Here is a 13,117-nt window from a genome sequence, read left to right on the forward strand (position 1 = left end):
AAACTGTTTATAAATCAAAAAAACAGCAGGAATTATTTTTAAAATATTCTCAATGAAGGAACCTTATGTCACGGGTATTGATTCTCACGCTGGTATGCATGCTGTCCAGTGCTTTACCACTACAGGCCCTGGAAACCGCACCCCGGATAACCGACCGGGAACTCATAGAGATTCTGACTGAATTGAAGGAAGGGCAAAAACGACTGGAGCTTCAGATCACGAATCTTCAACGTGAAATGGATAAACGGTTTGAGGCGGTGGACAAGCGATTTGACGCTGTTGATAAACGGTTTGAGGCTGTTGATAAGCGGTTTGAGGCTGTTGATAAGCGGTTTGAGGCTGTTGATAAGCGGTTTGAGGAAGTGAACCAACGGTTTGAGATGATGAACAATCTGATCATCGGCATTCTCACTGCGTTTGCCGGAATCGTGGCCGCTACCATCAGCTTTGCGCTTTGGGACAGAAGAACCATGATTCGTCCCTTTGAAACCAAAGTGAAGCACATTGAGGACAGGCAGGACGCCCTCGAAACGGAAATGTTGTCAGACCGCAAAAAATTCCATCAGTTTGTGGAAGCTTTTCGGACTTTGGCTCAAACAGACACCAATGTCGCCAAAGTCCTCAAATCATTTTCCTTGATGTAACTCATTTTAGATTTTCACATGATCAGGAAAGCAGGGAAGCCGAACGGAATGGCTTAAATTTCCCTGAGAATTATAAAAAGTCATTTTTCCGGATTCGTCACAAAGCTTCACTTCTTCTGTACCCTGTTCAAAATAGAGTTCCCGTGAAGGCATCATAGCATTTCGTTTGGAATGAACAAAATGTTCCCTGATCTGGCTGAAATGAGGTTGTTTCAGCCAGAATGTGTTATTGCAGGTATTCACAGTTAGAAACACATTCAAACCGGATCGTAGTTTCACTGTTACAACCAACATCCGGGATTGGCCAAGGCATATTGATTCCCTGAAAATCATTGATGGTTTTTGTGACTATTTTAGTGTTTGGAATACCACCGCCAAGCGCAACCGATTTATCAGCAAGATTCCACCATGCGACCAAGAACCGACCTTCCAGTTTAACCCTAATCTGGGTGTCAGACCTTAAATTCAGGCTTTGAGGATTGCTGGGAGCTGTTGTGTAATTTTTTGTTTTTCCACTTTGAGGAATGCCTGCAATCTGCTGACTCTGATCGTCAATGTGTCCGCGGATGTTATTATCCACGCAAATAGCACCGCTCAATTTCACATTGATACTGGTAATGCGATATTGGGCGACCCCGATCTCAAATCGCATGTCAGGATCGGCATAAGCTTTACAGTCAGGATCATTGACACAGTGCTCCAGACAATACGTTTCATTAGCCGCGGAACATGTGTAGATGATCTGATCAATTTCGAAGCCTCGATACAAGGCAGTGGCCTTGTTGATCAAATCGCCATATTTCCAGCCAAACAGAGACCACAGGCTTCGGGCCGCACATCCCACACAGTCAATTTCCACATTGATGTTATTGGGTGGAGAAAGAATGGGTGGTGACGAATTAAACTGCAATTTTTGACCTGTGATCAGATCCAGTGTTTGTCCCGCAATCGAAACAGTATTGCTTCCTGTATGAATTTCCGGTTTCCACAATACGGTTTGGTTGCCTGTAACCTTGATGCTATCTTTTAGAAAGATTCCCATCCAGTCCAGATGAAGATCTGAAAAATGAAATCGTGTGGTGGCAATCTTGCTGCCGTCAAATACAACGCTTCCATAAGATAAGCGGTTGCTCAAATTGACAGGAATGCTGACATCACTGACATAATTGTCCTGCTGTCCCGGATTGGCAGGATTATCGGTGATTTTGGCTGTCAATGTTTTTTTATAGGTATTTTGTTTCACATGTCGGGTACAAAGAGAAACCATGTCTGAAAAATCAAAAGACACATTTGAATTATTGGTTTTACACAATGGATTTCGATCGCCCTGACAGCCAGGGACCCTGAGACCATCATCATGATAATCTTCTGCGGTTGGCAACAAACTCAATACAGAAGACCAGGCACCATGCTGCCAGTTTGCACGGAACTTATAAAAATAATCACCCTGAACGGTTGGCCATTTGGCAACACCTGTGGTTGGATTGGAAGGATCGACATCAAACCATTGTGGATCCGCACCCGGACAACCGATTGTTCCTGTTGATGAGTCTGAATGCCAAATCGGAATCAACGGAGGAATATCCAATGTTTCAGGCTGGGCATACAAAAAGGCATCTACCGTTTTTGCCGGATCGGGGCCTTTTTTCACGCAAAGCGCAAAATAAGAAAACGCGTCACCTTGAAAAAATGACATGTTAAAGGCCGCATTGCCATTCATCCACCACATTGTGGGATCAATTCCAAGATGGGCAATGTAGGTTGGTGATATATGTCCCACTGTTTCCAGGGCAAAAGTACCTCTGATTTCTTTAAAACCACCGCCATCATCGCACAGATATGCCGCCCGTTCCTGGTTAGGGAATGAACCACCCAACAGCGTATTCAGCATGCCTGATAACTGTACCGTGTAGCCTCTCACATAAACATCTTCTACAAATTCAGTTCCAATGCCCTGTTTCACACAAAGACTCAACCAGCCATTACCAATACCTACAGGATTGATGCTGACTTCAGGATTTCCTGGAATATAGATTCCTCCAGCCGCACTGCTGCGCCAGTTCCCTCGTGACACAAAACCATTTCCGCAGGAATCTCCCGGAGAAACCTTGGCATTGACTAAAATCACATCCAGCAATCCCTGTTTTTGTGTTTGACTGGGCCAGTCACTTGGGTTGCCCTCATTCCAGCCTAAAGGAATATCATCGCCTTCACTGTCATTGTCCTGCCTGTTGAATCCTTTGCTGTAGGGCCGACCGATAGCCGCGGTAGGAACGGCAAGAGTCCAGTCACCACTTTGTTTATTGGCCCAGAGAAATCGTTCGCCCAGAGGATCTCTCAGATAGAACTCACTCACTTTCAGACCTTTGTTGGTGAAGGCTGATTTGATGATGTTTGGCCGATTGTTTCTGTTCAAGCCCGCATCACGGTAATCAATATAGTTGCCGCCATTGTATTCCGGACTTAGATGATTGACATCGAGCAAAGTGATTCCAGCATTTTTCTGGGTTTTATCCAGTTTTTCCAGCCTGTCTGTGGTTTCCTTGCCAAACGCCAGAATAAAATGATGGACGTTTTTCCAGACACCCCGATCGTCGCCTTTGAACATTACATCGACAATTCCATCCAGACCGGAATTATTGAGAATACGGGCATTCCATTGTTTTATTGTGGTATATTGGTCACAAATGGACACTTTTTTGGGAACCGGGGTGGTTCCATCCTTGTTATCCGTATCAATGTCGCCATTGGCGCCACAAGTCATCAACATGAAAGAATGGGTCTGGCCTGTTGGTGGTGTGAATACCTGTGCGTTTTCATAAAATGCAGGATTAACAACATAAATATACGGCCGTCCCCAGTAATCTTTCTGGATTTGATTAGGCGATCCTGACAGGTATGGTCCTTTCCACTGAGTGAGAGACCCCGGTTTGATGATCAAATCTTCCAACAACGTCGGAAGTGCCCCGGTATCCTGATAATAGGTCGTGATCGCCTCTGCGGTTAGTTTCAGTTTATCCTGTGACCAGTCCTGCTTTTGCTGTGACCGAATTTTATAATACAAGGGAGTTGCGACGACCAGCGTCATGGCAATTCCCATCAATGCGGTAAAAACCATGGCCGCTGAAAAACCAGACCGTTTACGTTGTCTGTCCCCATGATCCAGAATTTGATGCTGCTGGACACAATGTTGAAGTTTCATAATTCCCCTTTAATCTGACGGATTATAAACAAATCTGTGTTGGTATTCACAAGGGTCTGAATCAGTATGCCGGATGAATGTCATCCAGTTTTTCTGCCGCGGTGGATGTTTTACCATCGGGTCCCCGACTATAAAAATGACGTTCATTCACATCCCAGCTCATGAAATTCCCCCAGGCGTCTCTGGCCGGGATAGACTGAAACATTTCCATGAATGCGGAAGGACAATGTTTATCAGCGGCACAGTTTGTTCCGCATTTTGCTCTTAAATTGATCCATTCCGTTGCATTGGCAATGCTTGCTTTAATTTTAATAGCAGTTGTCGGAATGCTTAGGAAATTGGAAACAGAACAGTTATTGTTATCCACCAGTTCGTCAAACAGAGGAATCTGGCCTAAACCAGCGTTCATCAGTGTTGTATTGTCATCAATCACTTTATCCTTGGCCTTGTCATAAACAGTTTTGGCTGAAATCATATAAGTCAGGTCATCGGAAGTGCTGGGCTTTCCATCGGGGCCGTTCGATTTGAGTGTTGCCTTGTACATCACTGCAGGATCAGGAGTGTAGATATAGTCATTTCCCCAGGCATCCCTCTTAATACTGGTGGTGGAACCTGACGCATAGGGACCTTTCCATGTACTGACAGCAGGTGGAACGGTGGGATCAATCACCAGATCTATCAGATTGGCGGGAAACCGGCCTTCGTCCTTGTAATAACTTTGCAACGAGGCTTCGAGGTTGAACACTTCTTTCTTGGTGTTGGAACTTTTAACGGTGTCATTCACCATGGAAGTGATCGGTGCCATGGTTCCAGCCAGAATAGAAATGACGCCAAGTGAAACCATGACTTCCATTAAGGAAAAACCCCATCGTCGTTGTTGTGTCTTCGTTGTTTTTTTCATATGTCCCCTTGTTCAATTATTTGTTAATACCAACCTGGGATGTCATCCGTGTTTGCCGCTAAACTGTCATTGGTCCTGTTTGGACCCGAACTATAAAATTGATAATTGGTACGATCCCACAGCAACGGTTTTCCCCAAAGATCTTTTGAGGTGTGGAGATCAAAAAAGATTTGAAGGAAAATAGCGGGACATTCCAACGATGTTACGGCGTTGCACTGTACTTTAAATTTACTGATCTTGCTGCCGCTCACTCCGGCTTCTGCCAAAATTACCGCAATCTCAGGATCCGTATATTTGGGATCTCCGTTCTCTTTTTTCTCGAGTTTGAGAAACGCATTGGTGGGATACATGAATTTGGTATAGCGATCTGCAATTGAAGTGCTGGAAAGTTGATTGAACAGCTCAATCATGGCATCGGGGGCTTCATTGGGATTTTTAGGATTTGAAGACGCAACTCTTAAACCATAGCGGTCTTTCATTTTCTGAACTGTTTCCAGTCCTGAATATTCCATGGCGGCACTGATTTGACTAATGGTATGCTTCAGATAACGATGCTGGATAATCCGTGTTGAAACAGGGTAGACCATATCATCACTGTTTTCTTTTTGCAGAATCCAATGCGTGCCGACCTGATTATCCAAAGCATGATTTGCTCCATTGGACGCAAGCACTGCCACACTGGCCTCGATTGCCCAATAGGGTGTCACAGACGTTGTCTGGACAGTATCACCACCATCAATCCGGTCATAAACATACCGTTGGTTCCAACTGTCTTTCAGCGTACTGCTGGTCACATATGGACCATAATAGGGCGTCACATTGCCGACATTGGTGATGAGTTGATCCAACCCTGTGTTGGACGTTCCGTAAGTATCATTTGGTAATTTCCCCATATCTCTGAAATAACTCAGCAATCCTTGTTCCAAAAGTAGGATTCTGTCTTGTGTTCCCGTCACATTAGTCTGATTCAATACTTTTGTACCCATGGGCATAATCACTGCTGTCAGGACGGACAAGACCCCCAGACTCAGCAATATTTCCATCAATGTAAACCCTTTTTTCAAACGCATAATTCCCCTTCAATCAAATAAAACAGGTGATCAATTTGAGCGGATGAGTGAATCTGTAGCAAATTAAACAAGTTAACGTCAACTTTTACCTGAGATAAATCTGCGAGTTGTCAAATATTATAATTCTGCCATGTGGATTAATTGAATGATAGAGCCAGAGAACAGGTCCGCCAAAATATAGAAAGGAACTGAAAAATAAGAGAGATTCTTGTTGTGGAAAGAGGTGGGTTGTCACCAAATGTCCGTTAAACAGAGGATCCTGCTGCTTTTAATCTTGAGGGGGTTTGACGTCAACAGGCATTTACAAAACTGGAAAGGCTATGAATTTTTGTGTTCTCTTCACCTTGCTCTGATCGTTGTTAATCAAACGGTCGAGTCTGCGAGCGATTTGTGTCTTCCCGTGTCTGGCTTGTGGAGAAGTACTCTATCAAAAAACTATTTCTGAATCACTGACTGAGGGAAATTAGTTTGACTTTTCAGGACAAGTCGACAAAAAACCTCCTGTCTTTTTTAGTTGCAAAGCAATTGAAAATTCCCGGGTTGACAAGCAATCCAGAACAAACAGAAATGTATATTTCAGATCTGGAATTTTTAACGTTTTTGCAAAAATCCATGTGACATTTTTTCATGGATTTCTAATTCAATTCTCACATTTTGATCATACGCTTCAGTACGTTGGTCAGTAATTTTATAATTATTATCATGAGGGTATTATATGGATATTGAAGCAAAAGTATTTGCGACTATCAGTGAGCAATTGGGCGTTGACAAATCAAAAATCAAACTGGATGCCCACTTCATTGACGATCTGGAAGCGGATTCATTGGATATTGTAGAGTTGGTCATGGCTCTCGAAGAACAATTTGAAATATCTATTCCCGATGAAGCCGCTGAGAAAATCACTACGGTTCGTTCCGCTGTCGATTATATAAAAAGTGCGTTGGAGTCCAAATAGTACCTGCTTCAGGTATTGCCTGTTAAACCATTATTAATTCAACGATCATGAGACGACGTGTTGTAGTCACTGGACTAGGATGTGTTTGTCCTTTGGGAAATGATGTTTCAACAGCATGGAAACAATGTTCTGAGGGACAATCAGGAATCAGCAGAATTACCCGCTTTGATCCGGCAGATTTCCGCTGTCAGATTGCGGGAGAAGTTAAAAATTTTGTCATGCCTGCCCTGATTCCGCCCAAGGAAATTAAAAAAATGGATACTTTCATCCATTATGCTATTGCGGCCACAGAACAGGCTATTCTTGATTCAGGACTGCAAATCAGTGAATCTCTGGAAACCGAAGTGGGGGTTTCCCTGGGGGTTGGCATCGGAGGACTTCCTACCATTGAGTCCTGTCATGAAACCTTGATGACAAAGGGGCCATCACGGATCACTCCGTTTTTTCTACCAATGACATTGTTGAATATGTCTGCCGGGCAAATATCCATCTTGTTCCGGGCACGTGGCTACAATGCCTGCACGGTTTCGGCCTGCGCTTCGTCCAATCACTCGATTGGCAATGCTGCCAGAATTATTGAACGAGGCGATGCCAAAGTCATGATCACGGGTGGTGCTGAAGCTACCGTTACGCCGCTTGCAATGGGAGGGTTTTCAGCCATGAAGGCCTTGAGTACCCGCAATGACATGCCTGAAAAAGCCAGTCGCCCCTATGATCGGGATCGTGATGGTTTTGTCCTGTCAGAAGGTTCAGCGGTACTGATTCTTGAAGATCTTGAGTTTGCCAGGGCTCGTGGCGCGAATATTTATTGTGAAGTGACAGGCTATGGGTTCAGTTCTGATGCCTATCATGTCACATCGCCTTCAACAGACGGACCTGCCCGATCCATTGCCATGGCTCTCAAAGACGCAGGATTAAATCCGGAGCAAGTGGATTATATCAATGCGCATGGCACTTCAACACCGGTTGGTGATATCAATGAACTGAGTGCCATAAAATTAGCACTTGGAACCGATGCGGCATCAAAGGTTTCAATCAGTTCCACAAAATCCATGCATGGGCACCTGCTTGGAGCCGCTGCGGCACTTGAAGCGGTACTCACTATCAAGGCAATGCAGAATAGCTTTATACCACCCACCATTAATATTGAGAACATCGATCCGGAATGTGATCTGGACGTCACACCCAATTCCGGTAAGGAACGGGGCATTGAGCATGCAATTTCAAATTCTTTCGGATTTGGTGGAACCAATGCTTCTCTCGCTTTTTCCAAATTTAAGGGTTAGTGACTTGAGGCGGGCATTTGCCATTCAATTGCTTTCATTCGGGTTGGCCTTTACAGCGACGTGTGGCGTTGTGTGGTCCGCACCGGATCCCGTCAAGGAACTTCCTCCTGGGCAATGTCAAAATCCAAAACCATACACGGATTTAACCCATTGCCGGTTCTCTTCCCGTTCCGCTCTGAAAAATAAAGATTTGAGAGGTGTGAATCTTTCCCGACAAAACTTGAATCGTTTTGATTTGCAAAACGCTAATCTTCAGGATGCCATACTTGAAAAAACAGAGTTGCGTTATGCAAATCTTAGAGGGGCGAACCTGCAAAATGCCAATCTGACAGGCGCACAGTTAGACAGTTCCATCTGGAGAAAAGCTTTGCTGTATACCGCAAAAATGCATAATGTTTCAGCGTTAGGCATGGACATGTCCGGTGTCAATTTGTCCAAAGCCGATCTGACAGGTGCTTTTTTATATGGTGCGGACTTTACAGGATCCATTATGGATCATGCCAATCTTCGTCGAGCTGTGCTGGATGAAGCGAATCTGACGGAGGCGAATATGAATAGTGCTGATTTGAGAGAAACATCTTTACAATTCACGACTCTCGAAATGGCTGATCTGCATGACGCCCGTCTGGAACACGCCAAGTTACTGTTGGTCAATATTGAAAATACTAATTTTCAGAATACCCGTGGTATTCCCGAATGGATTACTAAAGGAATGGATGAACAGGGAATTCACCGTAACAGCATTCTGGAACAATCTATCCGGGATGGTTTTCGAAAATTACAGGGGGTGGATTTGTCAGGTGCGGATATGGTGGGGCTGAATCTGAACTATGCGGATCTTTCCTATGCGAACCTTGAGTACACTGATCTGGAAGGTACCACGTTGAAAGGCGCGAATTTGCGTGGAACCAATTTGAAAGGCGCCAATCTGAAAAATGTGGATATGACAGGAGCTTTTCTGGATGAGGCAAATCTCGATTATGCCAACATGCAGAATATTCAGGGTATTTCTGACTCCGTGAAAGAAATGTTTGCACAATAATCACTCAGGGTGAAGCATGCGATATCTGATTTTGTTAATGATCTCATTGTCTTTTTTTGTCTGTTCTGCCACGGCGGAGGACACCCTTCAGGTGTATCGTGGCGTTGGGGGCGACTTCACCTTGACAGGACATAATCAGCAGAACGTAAGCCTCGAAAATTATCGTGGAAAAGTTGTCCTGCTTACCTTTGGCTACACTTATTGTCCAGATGTCTGTCCACTCATCCTGTCAGCCCTGAAACAGGATATGATCCAGTTGGGTTCCCTGAAATCAGGAGTTCAGGTATTGTTTGTTTCGGTGGATCCAGAAAGGGATACTCCCGAACGATTGAAAGAGTATGTGACATATTTTGATGAAACGTTCATGGGACTGACAGGCTCCGTTGACGAAATCAAAAAAGTGGGTGATTTGTATCGTGCCAGATATTTTCGTGAGGAAAGCCCCTCTATCGCAGGATATTTTTTTGCGCATACAGACTATGTTTATCTGATTGATCAGGACGGAAATGTCCGGGGTCGATTTAAAACGGCTCATGAAAATGAGGCCTTGTTACAAGGAATTCAACACTTGCTTAAACAATGAAAGGAGCATTATGAAGACAACTTTTTGGGCGATAGTATGTGTGAGTGTGATGTTAGCCATCTCAGCTTGTTCCACAGCGACAACACAACCGACATCAGCAATCCAAATCACAAACTCATGGGTACGGGCTGTTCCTCCCAATGCACCGGCCAGTGCCGCTTATATGGAAATACACAATACCTTAGCCCGGGATCTTTATTTGCTTGGCGGAGAAAGTGATATCAGTGAGTTTGTGGAGCTACATACCGTTGTTCACGAAAACGACATGATGTCCATGCGCAAGATTGATAATATTATGATTCCAGCACAAGGCCAGGTTTTGCTCAAGCCCATGAGCAATCATATTATGCTGATCAATCTTAAAAAATCATTGGCTCCCGGAGATCAAATTCATCTAACACTCAAGTTTCAGGATGCGGACGACCTCCAAATCACCATTCCGGTTCAGGAAAAAATGATGCCTTCCAGCATGCCCCCCTTAGAGACTCATGAACATCATCAGATGATGCATTGATGATTGAACGCCGAGTGAACCCTCCATCCCTTCTGAAGTCAGTTCGTTTGCTGATATTTTGGAAGGTATGGGGTATCGGTGGATCCTGACTTACACTTCAATGATCGCTTATGAAAATTCATCAATCGGTCTTGCCACGGATAACCAGGGAAACTGTTCAATGGATCATCAGAAATCTGATGATCTGGTTGGCGTTGCTGCTTATCGGGATTGTTCCATTGTGGTGGTTTTCGCAGTCTGTGATAAAACCTGATTCCAAATCACTGTCTAATGAATTGATTCCGATTCACTTCAAAACCGATGCGAATGGCATGGGCTTGAAGGCATTGGATTCTTCTGGAAAGATACTGGCTCAAGCCGGTTTCTCTGTTCCTGTTCAGCATTTTTCACTCAGTACTGATTTCTCACGAATTGCGGTATTGGACCGTCATAGTCCGCCCAATGTTTTTCTTTATGAGTTGCCGTCTCTGAAATTCATTCATCAAGTGCAATTGACTCACCCTGCGGAAGTAGTGATTTTTTCAGGAGATTCCCGATTTTTAGCTCTGTCCGGTCCAGAATATAACACGATAGATCTGTTGACTGTTCCTGAACTGGAAATGAAGGGACACCTTGAAACAGGGCTCTCTATCATGGCGATTCATCCGTTGGAACGTTCAGAATTTATTTTGGCAAGAACGCCTCAAAGTATTCTTAAAATTCAAACACTTCCTCTGGAAATTACGGAAGAAAATGCGGAAATTCCGCTCAAACTGGGGGATGAGATCATGATGGTGGATCCTTACGGGATGTGCTCCATCCATGGGATTTCCCATCCGTTGTTTGAACCTGATACAACGATGACAACGGGATTGACAGGTTATTTCACTGAAGCTGTTTTTGCGGGATTGAGGTGAGAAAGGGTATTCCCCGAAAGGAATACCCGAAGTGCGGCGTGGATCAATAATCCATGTCATCCATTGCAGGAGCAGAGGATTCTTTTTTAGGCGCGTCAAATATTGTCGCGGAGGTGGTCAACAGCAAACTGGTAACAGATGCCGCATTTTCCAAAGCGGAACGAGTCACTTTGGTAGGATCAATCACACCGCGTTCAATCAGATCGCCAAACTCTTCTGTAGCTACGTCAAAGCCATAAGAAAGAGAGGGATTTTTAATGATTTCACTCAGAATAGTCGCAGGTTCAAGAGCACCATTGCGAATGATCTGGCTGGCTGGGGCTTCCAGCGCTTTCAGAATCAGTTTTGCTCCGGATTTCTGATCTCCCTCAAGAGAGTCAACAACCGCGGCTACCGTTGAGAGACAGCGTAACAAAGCAACGCCACCACCGGGAACGATTCCTTCTTCAACGGCGGCACGGGTTGCATGCAGAGCATCTTCCACACGTGCTTTCTTTTCTTTCATTTCCACTTCAGTATAAGCTCCAACGTTGATCACGGCAACACCGCCGGCCAGTTTTGCCAGACGTTCCTGGAGTTTTTCACGGTCATAATCTGACGTGGTGTTTGCCATTTCAGCTCTGATTTGACTGACGCGTGCCTTGATGGTTGCTTTTGTACCATGTCCATCAATGATCGTGGTGTTGTCTTTATCAATGGTGACATGTGCGGCACTGCCAAGGTATGTAAGTTGTGCGTCCTGAAGTTTCATGCCGGTTTCTTCAGAAATCACGGTGGCACCTGTGAGGATAGCCAGATCTTCCAGCATGGCTTTGCGGCGATCACCAAAACCCGGTGCTTTCACAGCGGCGGCCTGAATGGTTCCGCGGATTTTATTCACAACGAGAGCAGCCAGTGCTTCACCTTCAATGTCTTCGGCAATCAGCAACAAGGGTTTGCCTGTGCGCACGTTGGCTTCCAGAATAGGAATCAACTCTTGCAAACTGGATACTTTTTTGTCAACAAGCAGAATGTTTGGTGATTCCAGAACGACTTCCATCCGCTCTGCGTCAGTGATAAAATGGGGAGAAAGGTAACCACGATCAAATTGCATTCCTTCAACAACTTCGAGTGTGGTTGCGGCACCTTTGGCTTCTTCCACAGTCACAACACCATCCTTACCAACCTTGTCCATGGCTGAAGAAAGGATCTCACCAATTTCCCGGTCATTGTTTGCTGAAATTGAAGCAACCTGTGCGACTTCCTTTGAACTTGAAATCGGTTTGGAAATTTCTTTAAGTTTTTTAACAACAGCGATAACCGCCTTGTCCATGCCACGTTTGATATCCATCGGATTCGCTCCGGCTGTGATATGCTGGCATCCAAGTTGATACATGGCCTGTGACAGGACCGTAGCTGTGGTTGTTCCATCTCCGGCGACATCGGATGTTTTGGAAGCAACCTCACGGACCATTTTGGCACCCATGTTTTCTACGTGATCCTTCAGATCAATTTCTTTTGCAACGGTGACACCATCCTTGGTCACAGTTGGTCCGCCATAGGATTTTTCAATCACAACGTTTCGACCTTTGGGACCCAATGTGACTTTTACCGCATCTGCCAGTTGGTTGACGCCTGAAAGCAGTTTTTTTCTGGATTTTTCATCAAACAAAATTTCTTTTGCTGCCATTTTTGTTCTCCATATCAAATAGTTAATTTTTTAGTCACAGACACATTATTTTACAATCACGCCCAACAGATCATCTTCGCGCATGATCAGATATTCTACACCGTCAAATTTGATTTCGGTGCCAGCGTATTTACTGAACAAAACACGATCACCCTTGCTCACGCCCGGGGCAATACGCTCACCATTAGTTTGACGTTTGCCTTTGCCGACGGCGATCACTTCGCCTTCCTGTGGTTTTTCTTTGGCAGAATCGGGAATGAAGAGACCACTTGCGGTTTTTTCTTCAGCAACGACACGCTTAATCACAACTCGATCTTGCATTGGTCGAATCATTTTTTATCCTTTCTTTAGAGAT

General features: G+C 44.6%; 12 protein-coding genes. 7 read left to right on the forward strand and 5 right to left on the reverse strand.

The features are described from left to right. The first annotated feature begins 65 nt into the window (after positions 1-65). Positions 66-644, forward strand: coding sequence for a hypothetical protein (locus HQM11_03930; GenBank protein MBF0350151.1), 579 nt, complete (start codon positions 66-68; stop codon positions 642-644). 226 nt (positions 645-870) lie between these two features. On the opposite strand, the gene HQM11_03935 is transcribed toward HQM11_03930, so the two are convergent. The 3 genes from HQM11_03935 to HQM11_03945 all read right to left on the reverse strand — a co-directional run bounded on the left by HQM11_03935 (position 871) and on the right by HQM11_03945 (position 5,817). Continuing rightward, entirely contained in the window at positions 871-3,846 is a 2,976-nt protein-coding gene (locus tag HQM11_03935; protein ID MBF0350152.1) for a type II secretion system protein GspG, read from the reverse strand. 61 nt (positions 3,847-3,907) lie between these two features. After that, on the reverse strand, positions 3,908-4,747 hold the full coding sequence (locus HQM11_03940; protein MBF0350153.1) for a type II secretion system protein GspG: 840 nt from the start codon (positions 4,745-4,747) through the stop codon (positions 3,908-3,910). Between the two features lie 23 nt (positions 4,748-4,770). Further along, positions 4,771-5,817, reverse strand: a complete 1,047-nt coding sequence (locus HQM11_03945; GenBank protein MBF0350154.1) for a type II secretion system protein GspG — start codon at positions 5,815-5,817, stop codon at positions 4,771-4,773. A gap of 715 nt (positions 5,818-6,532) precedes the next feature. On the opposite strand from HQM11_03945, the gene acpP reads away from it, so the two are divergent. The 6 genes from acpP to HQM11_03975 all read left to right on the forward strand — a co-directional run bounded on the left by acpP (position 6,533) and on the right by HQM11_03975 (position 11,093). Next, on the forward strand, positions 6,533-6,772 hold the full coding sequence (gene acpP / locus HQM11_03950) for an acyl carrier protein (GenBank protein ID MBF0350155.1): 240 nt from the start codon (positions 6,533-6,535) through the stop codon (positions 6,770-6,772). 47 nt (positions 6,773-6,819) lie between these two features. Continuing rightward, positions 6,820-8,058 (forward strand): beta-ketoacyl-ACP synthase II, encoded by a 1,239-nt coding sequence (gene fabF / locus HQM11_03955; protein MBF0350156.1) that lies wholly within the window; start codon positions 6,820-6,822, stop codon positions 8,056-8,058. 70 nt (positions 8,059-8,128) lie between these two features. Beyond that, positions 8,129-9,100 carry a pentapeptide repeat-containing protein gene (locus tag HQM11_03960; GenBank protein MBF0350157.1) on the forward strand — a complete coding sequence of 324 codons (972 nt, stop codon included), beginning with the start codon at positions 8,129-8,131 and terminating at the stop codon, positions 9,098-9,100. Positions 9,101-9,116: 16 nt separating this feature from the next. Then, positions 9,117-9,683: an SCO family protein gene (locus HQM11_03965; GenBank protein MBF0350158.1), complete on the forward strand. Its 567-nt coding sequence runs from the start codon at positions 9,117-9,119 to the stop codon at positions 9,681-9,683. Between the two features lie 10 nt (positions 9,684-9,693). Next, positions 9,694-10,197, forward strand: coding sequence for a copper chaperone PCu(A)C (locus tag HQM11_03970; protein ID MBF0350159.1), 504 nt, complete (start codon positions 9,694-9,696; stop codon positions 10,195-10,197). A gap of 110 nt (positions 10,198-10,307) precedes the next feature. Beyond that, entirely contained in the window at positions 10,308-11,093 is a 786-nt protein-coding gene (locus HQM11_03975; GenBank protein MBF0350160.1) for a hypothetical protein, read from the forward strand. Between the two features lie 43 nt (positions 11,094-11,136). Here the strand turns inward: HQM11_03975 and groL are convergent, their stop codons facing one another. Next, positions 11,137-12,762, reverse strand: a complete 1,626-nt coding sequence (gene groL / locus HQM11_03980) for a chaperonin GroEL (protein ID MBF0350161.1) — start codon at positions 12,760-12,762, stop codon at positions 11,137-11,139. Positions 12,763-12,807: 45 nt separating this feature from the next. After that, the gene (gene groES / locus HQM11_03985; protein MBF0350162.1) at positions 12,808-13,095 is read right to left on the reverse strand and encodes a co-chaperone GroES; all 288 of its coding nucleotides are present in this window, start codon (positions 13,093-13,095) and stop codon (positions 12,808-12,810) included. Between the last annotated feature and the right edge of the window lie 22 nt (positions 13,096-13,117).

This window comes from SAR324 cluster bacterium, from assembly GCA_015232315.1.
Taxonomy (GTDB): Bacteria; SAR324; SAR324; order SAR324; family NAC60-12; genus JADFZZ01.

Coding starts and splice junctions, on each gene's coding strand:
- fabF (MBF0350156.1), top strand. CDS start 6,820: ATGAGACGACGTGTTGTAGTCACTGGACTAGGATGTGTTTGTCCTTTG.
- HQM11_03930 (MBF0350151.1), top strand. CDS start 66: ATGTCACGGGTATTGATTCTCACGCTGGTATGCATGCTGTCCAGTGCT.
- groES (MBF0350162.1), bottom strand. CDS start 13,095: ATGATTCGACCAATGCAAGATCGAGTTGTGATTAAGCGTGTCGTTGCT.
- HQM11_03940 (MBF0350153.1), bottom strand. CDS start 4,747: ATGAAAAAAACAACGAAGACACAACAACGACGATGGGGTTTTTCCTTA.
- HQM11_03970 (MBF0350159.1), top strand. CDS start 9,694: ATGAAGACAACTTTTTGGGCGATAGTATGTGTGAGTGTGATGTTAGCC.
- HQM11_03965 (MBF0350158.1), top strand. CDS start 9,117: ATGCGATATCTGATTTTGTTAATGATCTCATTGTCTTTTTTTGTCTGT.
- HQM11_03975 (MBF0350160.1), top strand. CDS start 10,308: ATGAAAATTCATCAATCGGTCTTGCCACGGATAACCAGGGAAACTGTT.
- groL (MBF0350161.1), bottom strand. CDS start 12,762: ATGGCAGCAAAAGAAATTTTGTTTGATGAAAAATCCAGAAAAAAACTG.
- HQM11_03935 (MBF0350152.1), bottom strand. CDS start 3,846: ATGAAACTTCAACATTGTGTCCAGCAGCATCAAATTCTGGATCATGGG.
- acpP (MBF0350155.1), top strand. CDS start 6,533: ATGGATATTGAAGCAAAAGTATTTGCGACTATCAGTGAGCAATTGGGC.
- HQM11_03945 (MBF0350154.1), bottom strand. CDS start 5,817: ATGCGTTTGAAAAAAGGGTTTACATTGATGGAAATATTGCTGAGTCTG.